Below are 16,786 nucleotides of genomic sequence, written 5' to 3' on the forward strand. Positions count from 1 at the left end.
TCAGTTGATCCATTCGCGACGTTGCCGGCGGCGGCTGCCACGGCTCAGCGCGCCGAGGGCGAAGGCCAGCAGGGCGGTGCCGCCGCCGGTGACGTACCAGGTCTGCTGTTCGGACAGCAGGCGTGGCGGCTGTTGTGACTGGGCCTCGCGCAGTTGCAGCTTCAGGCGCTGGTTCTCCTGGCGCAGGCGGCCGATGACGGCTTCGTCCCGGCGGTTGTCCCGATCTGCGGATTGGGCGGCCAGTTGGGCGGCCAGCGCCTGGCGTTGCTGTTCGCTCTCGGCCAGGCGGCGTTCGAGGTCGCCGCGGGCGTCGGCGCTCGCGCTATCGATGGGTTCGACAGCGGCGGCCGGAGGCTGTTCCGGAGCGGGTTGTTCGGCCTGGACGGCCAGGGGCAGGGTGAGGCAGACCAGCAGGGGCAGACGGCGCATCGGGACTCCTTGTTCGATGATGGTCCGCCGTCCACGGCCATCCCGGCGGTGTCCGGCTGCGAACCCCCGTGGCGTTCCGTGCCGCGGGGTACAACGTTCGAGCGGGTTAGGGCAGGACTTTCTTGAAGGGCTTGACCACGACCTCGGCGTAGACGCCGGCGGCGCGGTACGGGTCGGCGTCGGCCCAGGCCTGCGCTGCGGCCAGGGACTCGAACTCGGCGACGATCAGGCTGCCGGTGAAGCCGGCGGCGCCCGGGTCGTTGCTGTCGATGGCCGGGTGCGGGCCGGCCAGCACCAGGCGGCCTTCTTCCTTCAGTTGCTCCAGGCGGGCGATGTGCGCGGGGCGAGTGGCCAGGCGGCGTTCTTGGGAAGCGGTGATGTCACGGGCAATGATCGCGTAGAGCATGTCAGTCCTTGGGTTTTTCGCCGGTAGGTTCATCGTGCATGTGGCGGGCCAGGAACACGCCCTGGCCGATCAGGAACAGCAGGGTCATGCCCAGGCTGCCGAACACCTTGAAGTCCACCCAGATGCTCTGGAAGGTGAAGGCGACGAACAGCTGGACACAGCCGCAGATCAGGAAGAACAGCACCCAGGCGACGTTCAGCTTCGCCCAGAGGGACTCGGAGAGGTGCACCGCGTGGCCCATGATCCGCTGGATCAGCGGCTGGCCACCGATGAAGTGACTGCCGGCGAAGGCCAGGGCGAACAGCCAGTTCACCACGGGCGCCTTCCACTTGAGGAAGGTTTCGCTATGGAAGGCCAGGGTCATGCCGCCGAACAGCAGGCAGGCGGCGAGGGTGACCCACTGGCCCTTGTCCAGCTTGCGCTGCTTGATCAGCAGGGCGCCGTAGACCACCACGGACGCGGCGATCAGCATGGCGGTGGCACTGTAGATGCCGCCGACCGAGAAGCTCTGGCCGGCCAGTTCGACGTTGCGCGGATCGAGCTTGTAGACGATGAAGAACAGAATGAGGGGGATGAAATCGATGAATTGCTTCATTACGGCAGCCAGAGCCTGGTAGAGCCGGCATAATACCAACCTGCCGGTGAACTGAAAGCCTCATCCGCCCAACGCTGTGCCCGGTCATGGTTTCAACCGATTACCGTGAGAGCGGGCGCACATAAGCGTCTATACAGAAATAAGCCGTCCCCAGCCTACGGAAGCCCTGCATGCGAGTCGACCTGCACTGCCACAGCACCGCGTCCGACGGACTCCTCAGCCCGACGGCCCTGGTCGAGCGTGCCCACGGACGCGGCGTGCGCGTGCTGGCGCTGACCGACCACGACACCCTCGACGGCCTCCCCGAGGCCCGCGAAGCCGCACGTCGGTTGGGTATGGAACTGGTCGATGGGGTGGAGCTGTCCTGCACCTGGGGCGGCGCCACCATCCACGTGCTGGGCTATGGCTTCGATCCGCGCGCCGAGTCGCTGGTCAAGGCCCTCCACGACCTGCACCGCGCCCGCTGGACCCGCGCCGAGGAGATCGGCCGGCGCCTGGAGGCCAAGGGCATGCCCGGCGCCTTCGAGGGCGCGCGGGCGGTGCAGCGCGAGCTGGGCGACAGCGAGAACGCCCCGGCGCGTCCGCACTTCGCCGAATTCCTGCTGCGCCAGGGCTACGTCAAGGATCGCGCCGAAGCCTTCCGCAAGTGGCTGGGCGCCGGCAAGCTGGGGGACGTCAAGCAGCACTGGCCGGCCCTTGCCGATGCGCTCGGCAGCCTGCGCGGCGCCGGCGCCTGGATCAGCCTGGCGCACCCCTGCCAATACGATTTCACGCGTACCAAGCGGCGCAAGCTGGTCGCTGACTTCATCGCCGCCGGCGGCCATGCCATCGAGGTGGTCAATGGGCCGCAACCGGCGGAGCAGGTCGGCGTGCTCAGCATCCTCGCCCGCGAGTTCGGCCTGATGGTCACCGCCGGCAGCGATTTCCACGGTCCCAGCGACTGGTCCGAACTGGGCCTGTACCGCGCGGTGCCGGAGGACCTGCCGCCGCTCTGGCCGCGTTTCGCCTCTGCGGACAACGCCATAGGGAACAAGGAGACTCAATGAGCCAGTTCTTCCAGGTCCACCCGGAAAACCCCCAGTCGCGCCTGATCAAACAGGCGGTGGAGATCGTCCGGCAGGGCGGCGTGATCGCCTATCCCACCGATTCCTCCTACGCGCTGGGTTGCCGCATCGGCGAAAAGTCGGCGGTGGAGCGCATCCGCCGCATCCGCCGGCTGGACGACAAGCACAACTTCACCCTGGTCTGCCGCGACCTCTCCGAGCTTGGGCTCTACGCCAAGGTCGACACCGGCCTGTTCCGCCTGCTCAAGGCGCACACGCCGGGGCCATACACCTTCATCCTCAACGCCACCCGCGAAGTGCCGCGCATGTTGCTGCACCCCAAGCGCCGCACCATCGGCCTGCGCGTGCCGAGCTGCCCCATAGCCCTGGCCCTGCTGGAGGAACTGGGCGAGCCGTTGATGAGCGTCAGCCTGATCCTGCCGGGGCAGACCGAGCCGCTGAACGACCCGTACGAGATGCGCGACCTGCTGGAGCATCAGGTGGACCTGATCATCGACGGCGGCTACGGCGGCGGTGAGGCTTCCACGGTGATCGCCCTGACCGACGAGGACCCGGTGGTGGTGCGTGTCGGCTGCGGCGACCCGGAACCGTTCATGGTCGGTGCCTGACTTCTATACTGCGCACTTCGTCCGTTGATTCCACGAGGTTGATCTTTGGCCAGCGTCGATTCCCAGCGCCGCGTGCTGTCCGGCATGCGCCCCACCGGGCGCCTGCACCTGGGGCATTACCACGGCGTGTTGCAGAACTGGGTAAAGCTGCAGCACGAATACGAGTGTTTCTTTTCCATCGTCGACTGGCATGCCCTGACCACCGAGTACGACGAGACCGAGGGCATCCGCCGGCATGTGCGCGACATGGCCATCGACTGGCTGGCCGTGGGCATCAGCCCCAGCGCGGCGACCCTGTTCATCCAGTCCCAGGTACCCGAGCACGCCGAATTGCACCTGCTGCTGTCGATGATCTGTCCGCTGTCCTGGCTGGAGCGGGTGCCGACCTACAAGGAGTTGCAGGAAAAGCTCAGCCACAAGGACCTCTCCACCTACGGCTTCCTCGGCTATCCGCTGCTGCAGGCGGCGGACATCCTGATCTACCGCGCCGGCTGGGTGCCGGTGGGTTCCGATCAGTTCGCCCACGTCGAGTTCAGCCGCGAGATCGCCCGTCGCTTCAACCATCTCTACGGCGGCGAAGACGATTTCGAGGAACGGGTGCAGACCGCCATCGGCCGCCTGGGCAAGAAGACCGGCAAACTCTACTCCAGCCTGCGCCGCACCTGGCAGGAGCAGGGCGACGCCGAGGCACTGGAAACCGCGCAGGCCCTGCTCAAGGAGCAGCAGAGCCTGACCCTGGGCGACCGCGAGCGGCTGCTGGGCTACCTCGAAGGCAGCAGCCGGCTGCTGCTGCCCGAGCCTCAGACCCTGGTCAGCCAGGCGCCGAAGATGCCGGGGCTGGATGGCCACAAGATGTCCAAGTCCCACGGCAACACCATCGCCCTGCGCGACAGCCCGGCGGAGGTGGAAGAAAAGATCGCGCGGATGCCCACGGACCCTGCGCGGGTGCACCGCAACGATCCCGGCAATCCGGACCTTTGCCCGGTGTGGCAGTGGCACCTGATCTACTCCGACGACGGCTGTCGGCAGTGGGTGCAGGAGGGCTGCCGCAGCGCCGGCATCGGCTGCCTGGACTGCAAGCGGCCGCTGATCGAGGCGATCCAGCAGGAACTGGCGCCGATCCAGGAACGCGCGCTGGACTACGAGGACAACCCGGAGCTGGTGCGCAGCATCCTCGCCGAGGGTGCCGAGCACGCCCGCGAAACCGCCCGCGAGACGCTGGTGGAGGTGCGGCATGCCATGGGATTGTCCTACCGCTGATAAACGCTTTTCGTAGGAGCGAGCTTGCTCGCGAACAAGCCCCCGCTGCGGAGCCTGGTTCGCGAGCAAGCTCGCTCCTACAGGAATGCCCACCGCCGCGCGACGTGATTTGACACCGCCCATCCCTTGAGCCATTTCCCCCACCCACGAGGGGTAAAAGCAGGGATAATGCCGCCCATATCCCCCAGAGCCTGACGAGTGGCCGATGAGTGACCTGACCGAGCCGGACGATCCGTCCAGCGCCACCGAATACCGGGCCCCGGTACAGTTGGCGCTGGTCTACGGCGAGGCCCTGACCGAGCTGCCGCAGGACCTGTACATCCCGCCGGACGCCCTGGAAGTCTTCCTCGAAGCCTTCGAAGGCCCGCTCGACCTGCTGCTCTACCTGATCCGCAAGCAGAACATCAACATCCTCGACATCCCGGTGGCGGAGATCACCCGCCAGTACATGGGCTACGTCGAGCTGATGAAGTCGGTGCGCCTGGAGCTGGCCGCCGAATACCTGGTGATGGCCGCCATGCTTGCCGAGATCAAGTCGCGCATGCTGCTGCCGCGCTCGGCCGAGGCCGAGGAAGAAGAGGAAGACCCGCGCGCCGAGCTGATCCGCCGCCTGCAGGAGTACGAGCGCTTCAAGAAGGCCGCCGAGGATCTCGACACCCTGCCGCGCCTGGGCCGCGACATCATCCTGCCCAGCGTTGCCGCGCCGGACGCGCGGGCGCGCAAGCTGCTGCCCGACGTCGACATGCAGGAGCTGATGCTGTGCATGGCCGAAGTGTTGCGCCGCGCCGACCTGTTCGAGAGTCACCAGGTCACCCGCGAAATGCTCTCCACCCGCGAGCGCATGAGCGAAATCCTCGAGCGCCTCAAGGGCGAGGGCTTCGTGCCTTTCGTCAGCCTGTTCCGCGTCGAGGAGGGCAAGCTCGGCGTGGTGGTGACCTTCATGGCCGTGCTCGAACTGGTGAAGGAGCAACTGGTGGAGCTGGTACAGAACGCCGCCTTCGCGCCGATCCACGTGCGCGCCCGGACCGAGACCACGGAAGGCGCCCCGTCCGCCGAAGCCGCACAGGAGGAAGGCGAGGGGGCCTTCGAGCCCGAGGAGGCCGCGCCTGCGGAGCCGACTTTCGATGACCTTGAAGATTCGCTCTGAACAACCCGGCGACCACGCCGCCATCGACGCCCTGTTGCGCGCGGCCTTCGCCGACCATCCGCACAGCCGGCAGACCGAGCACCTGCTGGTGCAGTCCCTGCGCGAGGACGGGGCCCTCAGCCTCGCGCTGGTGGCCGAGGAGGCCGGCGACGTGGTCGGTTACCTGGCCGCCTCGCCGGTGACCATCGACGGCGAATCCATCGGCTGGCTGGGCCTGGGCCCGCTGGCGGTGTTGCCGGCGCGGCAGAAGGCCGGCATCGGCAGCGCGCTGGCCAGGGCCTGCCTGTTGCAGCTGCGCGCCGACGGCGTGGCCGGCTGTGTGCTGGTGGGCGATCCGGCTTATTATTCGCGTTTCGGCTTCATCGCCGACGACACCCTGGTATTCCCCGGCACTCCCGCCCAGTACTGCCAGTGCCTGCGCCTGACCCCGGCGGCACAGGCGGTGCGCGGCGAAGTGGCGTACCACCCGGCCTTCACCCGTTTCGGCTGACCCACTGAGCGACTCGATGAACCTGTCCGACCCCAAAGAACTGGCGACCCTGCTCGAAGGCATCCTCCTGGCGGCTGGCAAGCCGCTGTCGCTGGAGCGCCTCGGCGAGCTGTTCGAAGAGGCCGAGCGGCCGGAGCCGCAACAGTTTCGCGATGCGCTGGCGGTGCTGTCGCTGTCCTGCGCGGGGCGTGCCTTCGAGCTGAAGGAAGTGGCCACCGGCTACCGCCTGCAGGTGCGCGAGAAGCTCGCTCCCTGGGTCGGCCGCCTGTGGGAGGAGCGCCCGCAGCGCTATTCCCGTGCCCTGCTGGAGACCCTGGCGCTGATCGCCTACCGCCAGCCGATCACCCGTGGCGAGATCGAGGAAATCCGTGGCGTCGCGGTGAACACCCAGATCGTCAAGACGCTGATGGAGCGCGAGTGGATCCGCATCGTCGGCTACCGCGAGGTGCCCGGCCGCCCGGCGATGCTGGCGACCACGCGGACCTTTCTCGATTACTTCAACCTCAAGAGCCTGGAAGAACTGCCGCCGCTGGCCGAGCTGAAACTGATGGAGCCCGAGCCGCAGCCGATCCTCGAGGACATGGCGCCCACCGTCAGCCTGCCCGGCCCCGAGGAATACGACGAGGACTACGTCCCGCCGTCCCTGCAGGCCCTGGCCGACCAGGCGCTGCGCGATGCCGGCGAGGAGCCGGAGCCCGCGCCGCCGGAGGAAAAGCCGGAGGAAACCAGCTTCCGCAGCCTGCTCGCCGAGCTGGACGAGATGGAGCAGGGCCTGAAGACCGACTTCGACGACCTGATCGATCGCCCGCCGAGCGACGACGAAGACTCCGGCGTGGATGCCGACTTCAGCGGCGTTCACGCGCTGCCGGAGGTCGAGCCGCAGGGTGAAGCCGAAGCGGCTGCCGAGCCCGAAACGAATGCCGAGACCGCAGCAACCGCGCCGCTGACCTCAGCGCCGTCCGCTCCCGAGGAAGACGAATGGGACGAAGAGCGTGCGCTGCGCGAAGCCATGCTCGAGGAAATGGAGTTCAACGCGCGCAATCGCGACCATTGAGTGCAGGCGTTGGCCTGGATGGCCGCTGCTTTCCAGCCATTCGGTGATTGACTTCCGCTGCCGGCACGACGAACTTATGTGCCGCGTTCGAACGGCGTCGGCGGCACCACCCGGGGGAGCCGCCGGAATACCGGCCCCTTCGACGACCCTCTACAACATTCCACAGTGGCCCGGCGCCTCGCGCAGGCTGCTGAGTACCCATATGAAAAGAACTCCAATCAGCCGCATCTGCTGGCTCGGCCTGCTGCTGGGCCTGAACAGCGCATCGCTTCTCGCCGCCGAGGCTCCCGCCGTGCCGCTGCCCGGCCAGTCCAAGGACGCCTTCCTCGACAGCCTGATGCAGCGCATGACGCTGGAAGAGAAGATCGGCCAGTTGCGCCTGGTCAGCGTCGGGCCGGACCATCCCAAGCCGGTACTGCTGAAGGAAATCGCCGAGGGCACCACCGGCGCGGTGTTCAATACCGTGGTGCGTCCGGGCATCCGCGACCTGCAGGATGCGGCGATGAAGAGCCGGCTGAAGATCCCGCTGTTCTTCGCCTATGACGTGGTCCACGGCCACCGCACCGTATTCCCCATCGGCCTGGGCCTGGCGGCGAGCTGGGACCTGGCGTCCATCGAGCGCAGCGCCCGCGTCGCGGCCATCGAGGCCAGCGCCGACGGTCTCAACCTGACCTATTCGCCCACCGTCGACATCGCCCGTGACCCGCGCTGGGGCCGTGTCTCCGAAGGCTTCGGCGAAGACGCCTGGCTGACCAGCAAGGTCGCCGCCGCGGTGGTCAGGGGCTACCAGGGCAAGGGCCTGGACCAGCCGCAAACCATCATGGCCGGGGTCAAGCACTTCGCCCTGTATGGCGCCGGCGAAGGCGGCCGCGACTACAACACCGTGGACATGAGCCTGCAGCGCATGTTCCAGGACTACCTGCCGCCGTACCGCGCGGCCATCGACGCCGGCGCCGGCGCGGTGATGGTCTCGCTGAACAGCATCAACGGCGTGCCGGCCACCGCCAACCAGTGGCTGCTGCAGGACCTGCTGCGCGGCCAGTGGGGCTACAGGGGCCTGACCCTGAGCGACCACGGCGCGGTGGGCGAACTGATCAAGCACGGCGTGGCCGCCAACGAGCGCGACGCCACCCGCCTGGCGATCAACGCCGGCGTCGAAATGAACATGAACGACGATCTCTACGGCAGGCACATGCCCGAACTGCTCAAGGCCGGACTGATCAGCCAGGCCGAGATCGACCGCGCCTGCCGCGACGTGCTGGCCGCCAAGTGGGACATGGGCCTGTTCCAGGATCCGTACCGCTACCTGCAGGGCAAGGACCCGGTGGACACCGACGCCGAGGAGCGCCTGCACCGTGCCGACGCCCGCGAGATCGCGCGCAAGGGCATGGTCCTGCTGAAGAACCAGAACGGCGTGCTGCCGCTCAAGCGTGACGGCGTGATCGCCCTGGTCGGCCCGCTGGCCGACAGCAAGCGCGACGTGATGGGCAGTTGGTCCGCCGCCGGCAAGGCCTTCCAGGCGGTGACCGTGCTCGAAGGCATGGGCACGGCGACCCGTGGCAAGGCTGCGCTGCTCTATGCCAAGGGCGCCAACGTCACCGACGATGCGGAGATCATCAAGTACCTCAACGAGTACAGCGAGGACGTCAGCGTCGACTCGCGCAGCCCGAAGTCGATGATCGACGAGGCCGTGGCCAAGGCGCAGCAGGCCGACGTGGTGGTGGCCGTGGTCGGCGAGGCCCAGGGCATGGCCCACGAGGCGTCGAGCAAGACCAACCTGCACATCGCGCAGAGCCAGATCGAACTGCTCAAGGCTCTCAAGGCCACCGGCAAGCCGCTGGTGCTGGTGCTGATGAACGGCCGGCCCTTGGACCTGCGCTGGGAAAGCGCCAACGCCGATGCCATCCTGGAAACCTGGTTCAGCGGCACCGAGGGCGGCAACGCCATCGCCGACGTGCTGTTCGGCGACTACAACCCGGCGGGCAAGCTGAGCATGACCTTCCCGCGCTCGGTGGGCCAGGTACCGATCTACTACAACCACCTGAACACCGGCCGCCCGTTCGACCACGAGCACCCGAACAAGTACACCTCGCGCTACTTCGACTCGCAGAACGGCCCGCTGTACCCCTTCGGCTACGGCCTGAGCTACACCGACTTCAGCGTCTCGGACGTGAAGATGTCGGGCAGCAAGCTGAAGAAGGGTGACCAGCTGACCGCCAGCGTGACCGTGAAGAACACCGGCAAGGTCGCCGGCGAGACCACCGTGCAGCTCTACCTGCGCGACGTCGCCGCGTCCATCAGCCGCCCGGTCAAGGAACTCAAGGGTTTCAGCAAGATCCTGCTGCAGCCGGGCGAGTCGAAGGTGGTGCAGTTCCCGATCCGCGAGGAAGACCTGCGCTTCTACGACAGCCAACTGCGCTACGCCTCGGAGCCGGGCGAGTTCAAGGTCTACGTCGGCCTGGATTCGGACAACGTGAAGGAGCAGAGCTTCACGCTGCTCTAAGCGTCACTCGCTGCCGCAAACGAAAACGCCACGGCTGGATCAGCCGTGGCGTTGTTCATTTCGGGCAGCGTTTCAGGCGGCTTTCGCCAGCCTTCGGCTGCGCAGCCCGATCAGCCAGCGCACGGCTCCCTGTACCAGCACGGCCAGCAGCGCCGCTTCGGCGAAGCACGGCAGTGCCTCGCTGTCCGGCAGGCGCAGCGCCAGCCACAGGCAGAATGCCGCGAAGGCCGGGCGCCCGGTGACCATGCCGCGCAGCAGGGCGATGACGAAGCCCGCGCCATGCAGCCGCTGCGACGACACGCAGAGCACGATGGAGAGCAGCGGGAACACCGCCAGCAGGCCGCTCCAGCTCGGCCCGGCCCAGCCGGCGAGGGCGGTGACGGCCAGGGTCAGTAAGGCGCCCGCGAACATGCGCAACCCCAGTTCGAGGCGTCCTACCGGCGAGACGGCTGCCGGCAGTTCGGCACGCGGCATGAACAGTTGGCTGGTCAGTGCTCCCAGCGCCGCAGCCATCAATGCCCAGATGGGCAGGGCGGGTAGCTGCGTCAGCCCCCAGGCGGCGACCAGCCAGGCCAGCAGCGCGCCGCCCAGCGCCAGCGGCCACGCGTGGCGCCGGCAGATCCAGGCATAGGCGAAGTTGAACGCTTCCGAAGCGAAGATCGCCGCCAGCGCCAGCAGTGCGGCCCGGGCACCGAAATCGCGGCCATGCTCCACGGTGATCAGGTAGAGGATCGGTCCCGTAATGGCGGGCAGGGCGGCGAGGCAGCCGGCGACGGCGGGGCCCCACCAGCGTCCGCAGAGCGAAACCAGCAACAGGAACAGCGGAACCAGGGTGAGCTTGAGGGCGAGCATGGGGATGGCGGATGCAGGTGGACCGGCGGATTCTAGTTCGTCGGAGGCATCGCGCGAAGCGTTATGCGCCGTGGCTATTGATTGTGCGCTGGCTGTTCGCGAGCAAGCTCGCTCCTACGAAGAACAAACGCTCCACCCTTCTAGGAGCGAGCTTGCTCGCGAACCCCGGCGGCCGAGGCGTCTCAGCTCCGCGCGTCCCACATCGCCCGCGCCGTATCCAGCATGCGGTTGGAGAAGCCCCACTCGTTGTCGTACCAGGCCATCGCCTTGACCAGCCGGCCGCTCACCCGGGTGTGGCTGGCGTCGAATATCGCCGAGTGCGAATCGTGGTTGAAGTCCACCGAGACCAGCGGCTGGCGGTTGCAGCCGAGGATCGCCGAGCCCTGGCTGGCGCGTTCGAACAACGCATTGACCTGCTCGGCGCTGGTGTCGCGGGCGACCTGCACCGTGAGGTCCACCAGCGACACGTTGATCACCGGCACCCGTACCGCCAGCCCGGTCAGCTTGCCGGCCAGCTCAGGCAACACCAGCCCCACCGCGTCGGCGGCGCCGGTTTTCGTGGGGATCATCGACTGGGTGGCCGAGCGCGCCCGGTACGGATCGCTGTGGTAGACGTCGGAGAGGTTCTGGTCGTTGGTGTAGGCATGGATGGTGGTCATCAGTCCGTGCTCTATGCCCAGCTCGCGGTGCAGTACCTGGACCACCGGCGCCAGGCAGTTGGTGGTGCAGGAGGCGTTGGAGACGATCCGGTGCTCCGCCCGCAGGATCTGTTCGTTGACGCCATAGACCACCGTGGCGTCGACACCCTGGCCCGGCGCCGAGATCAACACCTGTCGCGCACCGGCTGCAAGGTGCGCGGCGGCCTTGTCGCGGGCGGTGAAAAGACCGCTGCATTCCAGCACGATGTCCACCTCCAGCGCCTTCCAGGGCAGCTCCGCCGGGTTGCGGATGGCCGTGACGGCGATGCGGTCGCCCTCTACGCTGAGGCTTTCCGCGTCATGTTCCACCCGGCCGGGGAAGCGTCCGTGCACGCTGTCGTACTGCAACAGGTGGGCGTTGATCGCCGCATCGCCCAGGTCGTTGATCGCCACTACCTGCAGGTGCTGGCGGTAGGGGCCGGAGTAGAGTGCACGGAGGATATTCCGACCGATGCGGCCGAACCCGTTGATCGCCAGGCGTATAGTCATGAAGGTCGTCTCTTTTCTTATGTTGTGGTAAAAAACATTAAATTTCCGCTTCGAAGAAAAGTAAATGCTTTGTATTCGAAGATTATGTTGTAAAAATAACAACTGATAGTCTGTAGGAGAATGCTGCCATGCACCCCCGCGTGCTCGAAGTCACCCAGCGCATCCAGGCCCGCAGCGCGGCCACGCGCCAGCGCTACCTCGACCTGGTCAAGGCAGCCGCCACCAAGGGCCCGCACCGTGGCACGCTGCCCTGCGGCAACCTCGCCCACGGCGTCGCGGCCTGTGGTGAATCCGACAAGCAGGCGTTGCGGCTGATGAACCAGGCCAACGTCGCCATCGTTTCCGCCTACAACGACATGCTCTCCGCGCACCAGCCGCTGGAGCGCTTCCCGGAACTGATCAAGGACGCCCTGCGGCAGATCGGCTCGGTCGGCCAGTTCGCCGGCGGCGTGCCGGCCATGTGTGACGGCGTGACCCAGGGCGAGCCGGGGATGGAGCTGTCCCTGGCCAGCCGCGATGTGATCGCGATGGGCACCGCCATCGCGCTGTCGCACAACATGTTCGACGCCGCGCTGTGCCTGGGCGTGTGCGACAAGATCGTCCCCGGCCTGCTGATCGGCGCGCTGCGCTTCGGCCATCTGCCGGTGGTGTTCGTGCCTGCCGGCCCGATGCCCACCGGTATCTCCAACAAGGAGAAGGCCGCGGTGCGCCAGCTGTTCGCCGAAGGCAAGGCCACCCGCGAGGAGCTGCTGGCCTCGGAGATGGCCTCCTACCACGCGCCGGGCACCTGCACCTTCTATGGCACCGCCAACACCAACCAGCTGCTGGTGGAAGTGATGGGCCTGCACCTGCCGGGAGCCTCCTTCGTCAACCCGAATACCCCGCTGCGCGACGAGCTGACCCGCGAGGCCGCGCGCCAGGCCACCCGCCTGACGCCGGAAAATGGCCAGTACGTGCCGATGGCGGAGATCGTCGATGAGAAATCGCTGGTCAACTCGGTGGTGGCGCTGCTCGCCACCGGCGGTTCGACCAACCACACCCTGCACCTGCTGGCCATCGCCCAGGCCGCCGGCATCCAGCTGACCTGGCAGGACATGGCCGACCTCTCCGAGGTGGTGCCGACCCTGGCGCGCATCTACCCGAACGGGCAGGCCGACATCAACCACTTCCAGGCGGCGGGCGGCATGTCCTTCCTGGTCCGTCAACTGCTGGATGGCGGCCTGCTGCATGAGGACGTGCAGACCGTGGTTGGCAAGGGCCTGCGTCGCTACCTGCAGGAACCCTTCCTCGACGAGGGCAAGCTGGTCTGGCGCGAAGGCCCGGCGGCGAGCCTGGACGAGAGCATCCTGCGTCCGCTGGACAAGCCCTTCTCTACCGAAGGCGGCCTGCGCCTGATGGAAGGCAACCTCGGTCGCGGCGTGATGAAGGTATCCGCCGTGGCGCTGGAGCATCAGATCGTCGAGGCACCGGTGCGCATTTTCCACGACCAGTCGAGCCTGGCCGCCGCCTTCAAGGCCGGCGAGCTGGAGCGCGACCTGGTCGCCGTGGTGCGCTTCCAGGGCCCACGCGCCAACGGCATGCCGGAGCTGCACAAGCTCACGCCGTTCCTCGGCGTGCTGCAGGACCGTGGCTTCAAGGTGGCGCTGGTCACCGACGGGCGCATGTCCGGCGCCTCCGGCAAGGTGCCGGCGGCGATCCACGTGTCCCCCGAGGCGCTCAACGGCGGCCCGCTGGCCAAGCTGCGCGACGGCGACGTGGTGCGCGTCGACGGCACCACCGGCGAGCTGCGCGTGCTGGTGGATGCGGCGGAATGGGACGCTCGTCCGCAGGTGGAAACCCCGGTCATCGATAACCAGGGCATGGGGCGCGAACTGTTCGCCTTCATGCGCAACGCCTTCAGTCCGGCGGAGCAGGGGGCGTGCAGCTTCACCACCGAGCTCAGCGGCGCGCGCTGAGACGTGGGTCTCCCGTGCGACGGCCAGCCCGTCGCGCGGGGGATCGAGTCGATGTCCTATGCTGGCATGAGCCCCTTCTTTCACATTTCCAGGCCGAGCTCGCCATGAATTCCAGCAACGCCCAGAACGCTTTCGCCCTGGTCGGCGATATCGGTGGCACCAACGCCCGCTTCGCCCTGTGGCGCGGGGAAGTCCTCGAATCCATTCAGGTCCTGGCCTGCGCCGACTACCCGCGTCCGGAAGACGCCGTGCGCGACTACCTGCAGCGCATCGGTCAGCCGCTGTCGGCCATCCACAACGTCTGCCTGGCCTGTGCCGGGCCGGTGGGCGCCGGTGACTTCCGCTTCACCAACAACCACTGGGTAATCAAGCGCGACGCCTTCCGCGCCGCGCTGGGGCTCAGTCATCTGCTGCTGGTCAACGACTTCAGCACCATGGCCTGGGCGGCTTCGCGACTGTCGGAAGAGCATCTGGTGCAGGTGCGCACTGGCAACGCGCTGGAGGGGCGCGCGAAACTGATCATCGGTCCCGGCACCGGCCTGGGCGTCGCCAGCCTGATGCCGCTGCCGGCTGGCGGTTGGGAGGTGCTGCCGTGCGAGGGTGGCCATGTCGACCTGCCGGTGACGTCCGAGCGCGATTTCGCCCTCTGGCAACTGCTGCGCGAGAAGTACGGCCATGTCTCGGCCGAGCGGGTGTTGTCCGGTAGTGGCCTGGAGAATCTCTACCGCATGAGCTGCCAGCTCGATGGCATTGAGCCCAAGTGCGCTACCGCCGCCCAGATCGGCGAGCGCGCCATGACCGGCGATGCCTATGCCGATGGGGTTCTGGAACACTTTTTCCTGTGGCTGGCGCGGGTCGCCGGAAATGCGGCGCTGACGGTGGGCGCGCTGGGCGGCGTGTATATCACCGGTGGCATCGTTCCGCGCTTCCTCGAACGTTTCCAGCGCAGCGGTTTCGCCGCGGCCTTCGCGGCGCGCGGCAAGACCAGCGGACCGTATCTGGAGCAGGTGCCGGTGTGGGTGATGACGGCGGAGCATCCGGGGCTGTTCGGTGCCGGTGTGGCTCTGGAGCAGGCCTTGAGGGCCGAAGCCTGAGCCGGTGTGGAGTGTCGCGGTCCCGCGTCGGCCTGCCGGGATGGCGGGGAGGGCGCTTTGCGGATGTGCTTTTCGTTGGCGCGGGCGCTGCGCGTGACTAGGCTTTGCGAGTAGAATCGCCGCCTTTCATCGAATGTAGTGAAACTACAGCCTCTTTACGCCCCGGAGCGTCCGGGCAGGGATTGGATCAGGACATCCGGATAATGCTCGAGCATCCGCTGCAGCGCTTTTTTCATTCCATGCGGGCCAAGCGCCCCTTCGACTGGGTGCGCTTCCAGCGTCGCGACCTGCTGCTCATCGACCATCCGCAGTGCCAGGCGGTGTTCAGCCGCCAGGGTGCGCAACTGCTGCACTTCCAGCCGCGCGGCGCGCGCCCGCTGTTGTGGTGCTCCGGGCAGTGGCCGAGCCTGAGCACGGCGCCGATCCGTGGCGGCATCCCGGTCTGCTGGCCCTGGTTCGGCAGCCATCCGGTCGAGCCCGACTGGCCCCAGCACGGCTGGGCGCGCCAGCGCGAGTGGCGCATGCTCGATGCCTGGGCCGATGACAGCAAGGTGGTGGTCAGCTGGCAGCTGGACATCGAGGACTGGCACGTGCGCCTGGAAGCGCGCCTGGGCCAGGACCTGGACATCGAGCTCTCCAGCTACCACGAAGATGACAGCGACTGCCTGTTCAGCTTTGCCTTGCAACCTTACTGGCGCGTGGGTTCGCTACGCCGCTCGGTGGTCCACGGCATGGAACTGGACGGCAAGGCCAGCGGCCTGCCCAACACCTGGGCGCCCCGTGGCGCGGTCAAGCAGGTGCTCTACAACACCGGCTCCCTGGTACTGGAGGATGCCGGCTGGCAACGCCGCCTGCGCATCGACAAGAACGTAGGCGCCGGCAGCGTCATCTGGCACCCCGGCAGCCGCGCGGTGGAGCAGGTGACGGCGAGCGAGGCGGAGCGTTTCCTGTGCATCGGCGCCGCGGGCTATCGCGCCGGTGGGCTGATCCTGGCGCAGGGCGAGCGCATGCTGCTGAACCTGCGGGCCGGGTTGGTCTGACGCGGGCGGTCTGAACGACTGTAGGAGCGAGCTTGCTCGCGAACCGCTTGGCTCCGTAGTCGCCGGCGAGACTGTTCGCGAGCGGGCTCGCTCCTACAAAAGGCCGCAATACCTGCTGGCCGTCTCTCAATCCTCCTCATCGAGCTGGTAGCGCGTCGGCACCAGGCTCTCCTTGATCCGCCGCAGGTGCGGCTGGAAGTCCACTCCGCGGCGCAGGGTTACGCCGGTGGCGAGGACGTCGAGCACGGTGAGCTGGATGATCCGCGAGGTCATCGGCATGTAGATGTCGGTGTCTTCCGGTAGTGGAATGTCCAGGCTCAGGGTGCTGGCGCGGGCCAGTGGGGAGTCGGCGGCGGTCAGGCCGAGCACCGAGGCGCCGTTCTGCCGCGCGAGGTGCGCCACTTCCACCAGCTCGCGGGTACGCCCGGTATAGGAAATCACCACGAACAGGTCGCCGGTGTGCGCCACCGAGGCGATCATCCGCTGCATCAGCACATCGCTGTGGGCCGACACTGCCAGGTTGAAGCGGAAGAACTTGTGCTGCGCATCCAGCGCCACGGAACTCGAAGCGCCGAGGCCGAAGAAGTGGATCTGCCGGGCCTGGATCAGCAGATCCACGGCGCGGTCGATCAGCTTCGGGTCGAGCAGCTTGTAGGCGCTGTCCAGCGAGGCGATGGTGCTGCTGAAGATCTTCCGGGTGTAGGCCTCGGGGCCATCGTTCTCCGCCACCGCCTGGGTGACGAAGGCCGCGCCGCTGGCCAGGCTCTGGGCCAGTTGGATCTTCAGTTCCGGGTAGCCGCTCATGCCGAAGGAGCGGCAGAAGCGGTTCACCGTCGGCTCGCTGACGCTGGAGGCCTGGGCCAGCGCGGCGATGCTGAAGCGCGTGGCCTGCTGCGGGTCGTGCAGGATCACTTCGGCGACCTTGCGCTCGGCCTTGTTCAGCTGTTCCAGACGGCTCTGGATCTGCTCCAGCAGGTTTTTCATCCGTGCTCCTTGGGCAATCGACGGTTGGCCGGGTAGGGGCGGCCAGCGGCGCTATCCTAACGTCAGGCCGGCAGGCGACCAACAACAGCGCGAGGTGGCAAAAATATGTTGTTTAATT

The 16,786-nt window shown here is 67.3% G+C and carries 16 protein-coding genes; 10 read left to right on the forward strand and 6 right to left on the reverse strand.

Annotated features, from left to right (window positions below):
- From ACYCAX_RS11200 to ACYCAX_RS11210, 3 genes are all read right to left on the reverse strand, one after another.
- Entirely contained in the window at window positions 1-429 is a 429-nt protein-coding gene (locus ACYCAX_RS11200; protein ID WP_294974028.1) for a translation initiation factor 2 (IF-2, GTPase), read from the reverse strand.
- A gap of 106 nt (window positions 430-535) precedes the next feature.
- Entirely contained in the window at window positions 536-835 is a 300-nt protein-coding gene (locus tag ACYCAX_RS11205; RefSeq protein WP_015478115.1) for a YciI family protein, read from the reverse strand.
- Window position 836: 1 nt separating this feature from the next.
- Window positions 837-1,430, reverse strand: a complete 594-nt coding sequence (locus ACYCAX_RS11210) for a septation protein A (RefSeq protein WP_015478114.1) — start codon at window positions 1,428-1,430, stop codon at window positions 837-839.
- Between the two features lie 170 nt (window positions 1,431-1,600).
- Here ACYCAX_RS11210 and ACYCAX_RS11215 point away from each other — a divergent pair, with 170 nt between their 5' ends.
- The 7 genes from ACYCAX_RS11215 to bglX all read left to right on the forward strand — a co-directional run bounded on the left by ACYCAX_RS11215 (window position 1,601) and on the right by bglX (window position 9,556).
- Window positions 1,601-2,476 (forward strand): PHP domain-containing protein, encoded by an 876-nt coding sequence (locus ACYCAX_RS11215; RefSeq protein WP_015478113.1) that lies wholly within the window; start codon window positions 1,601-1,603, stop codon window positions 2,474-2,476.
- The gene (locus tag ACYCAX_RS11220) at window positions 2,473-3,102 is read left to right on the forward strand and encodes an L-threonylcarbamoyladenylate synthase (protein WP_015478112.1); all 630 of its coding nucleotides are present in this window, start codon (window positions 2,473-2,475) and stop codon (window positions 3,100-3,102) included. Before ACYCAX_RS11215 ends, ACYCAX_RS11220 begins: the two co-directional genes overlap by 4 nt.
- Window positions 3,103-3,147: 45 nt before the next feature.
- Complete coding sequence (locus ACYCAX_RS11225; protein ID WP_460248009.1) at window positions 3,148-4,362, forward strand: tryptophan--tRNA ligase; 1,215 nt, start codon at window positions 3,148-3,150, stop codon at window positions 4,360-4,362.
- A 334-nt stretch (window positions 4,363-4,696) separates the two neighbouring features.
- On the forward strand, window positions 4,697-5,509 hold the full coding sequence (locus ACYCAX_RS11230; protein WP_460248095.1) for a segregation and condensation protein A: 813 nt from the start codon (window positions 4,697-4,699) through the stop codon (window positions 5,507-5,509).
- Window positions 5,487-5,999 carry a GNAT family N-acetyltransferase gene (locus tag ACYCAX_RS11235; RefSeq protein ID WP_460248010.1) on the forward strand — a complete coding sequence of 171 codons (513 nt, stop codon included), beginning with the start codon at window positions 5,487-5,489 and terminating at the stop codon, window positions 5,997-5,999. Before ACYCAX_RS11230 ends, ACYCAX_RS11235 begins: the two co-directional genes overlap by 23 nt.
- A 16-nt stretch (window positions 6,000-6,015) precedes the next feature.
- A complete protein-coding gene (scpB, locus tag ACYCAX_RS11240) occupies window positions 6,016-7,053 on the forward strand; it encodes an SMC-Scp complex subunit ScpB (protein ID WP_460248011.1) in 1,038 nt (345 codons plus the stop codon).
- A 217-nt stretch (window positions 7,054-7,270) separates the two neighbouring features.
- The gene (bglX, locus tag ACYCAX_RS11245; protein ID WP_460248096.1) at window positions 7,271-9,556 is read left to right on the forward strand and encodes a beta-glucosidase BglX; all 2,286 of its coding nucleotides are present in this window, start codon (window positions 7,271-7,273) and stop codon (window positions 9,554-9,556) included.
- A gap of 72 nt (window positions 9,557-9,628) precedes the next feature.
- On the opposite strand, the gene ACYCAX_RS11250 is transcribed toward bglX, so the two are convergent.
- Window positions 9,629-10,408 carry a hypothetical protein gene (locus ACYCAX_RS11250; protein WP_294974013.1) on the reverse strand — a complete coding sequence of 260 codons (780 nt, stop codon included), beginning with the start codon at window positions 10,406-10,408 and terminating at the stop codon, window positions 9,629-9,631.
- A gap of 182 nt (window positions 10,409-10,590) precedes the next feature.
- Window positions 10,591-11,595 (reverse strand): type I glyceraldehyde-3-phosphate dehydrogenase, encoded by a 1,005-nt coding sequence (gene gap / locus ACYCAX_RS11255; protein ID WP_460248012.1) that lies wholly within the window; start codon window positions 11,593-11,595, stop codon window positions 10,591-10,593.
- Between the two features lie 128 nt (window positions 11,596-11,723).
- Here gap and edd point away from each other — a divergent pair, with 128 nt between their 5' ends.
- From edd to ACYCAX_RS11270, 3 genes are all read left to right on the forward strand, one after another.
- On the forward strand, window positions 11,724-13,550 hold the full coding sequence (gene edd, locus ACYCAX_RS11260) for a phosphogluconate dehydratase (protein ID WP_294974009.1): 1,827 nt from the start codon (window positions 11,724-11,726) through the stop codon (window positions 13,548-13,550).
- Window positions 13,551-13,654: 104 nt separating this feature from the next.
- Window positions 13,655-14,644: a glucokinase gene (locus tag ACYCAX_RS11265; RefSeq protein WP_294974007.1), complete on the forward strand. Its 990-nt coding sequence runs from the start codon at window positions 13,655-13,657 to the stop codon at window positions 14,642-14,644.
- A 203-nt stretch (window positions 14,645-14,847) separates the two neighbouring features.
- Window positions 14,848-15,684 (forward strand): aldose epimerase family protein, encoded by an 837-nt coding sequence (locus tag ACYCAX_RS11270; RefSeq protein ID WP_015478102.1) that lies wholly within the window; start codon window positions 14,848-14,850, stop codon window positions 15,682-15,684.
- A gap of 126 nt (window positions 15,685-15,810) precedes the next feature.
- Here the strand turns inward: ACYCAX_RS11270 and ACYCAX_RS11275 are convergent, their stop codons facing one another.
- Window positions 15,811-16,668: a MurR/RpiR family transcriptional regulator gene (locus tag ACYCAX_RS11275; RefSeq protein ID WP_294974003.1), complete on the reverse strand. Its 858-nt coding sequence runs from the start codon at window positions 16,666-16,668 to the stop codon at window positions 15,811-15,813.
- Window positions 16,669-16,786 lie beyond the last annotated feature (118 nt).

Source organism: Pseudomonas sp. MT3, assembly GCF_054720805.1.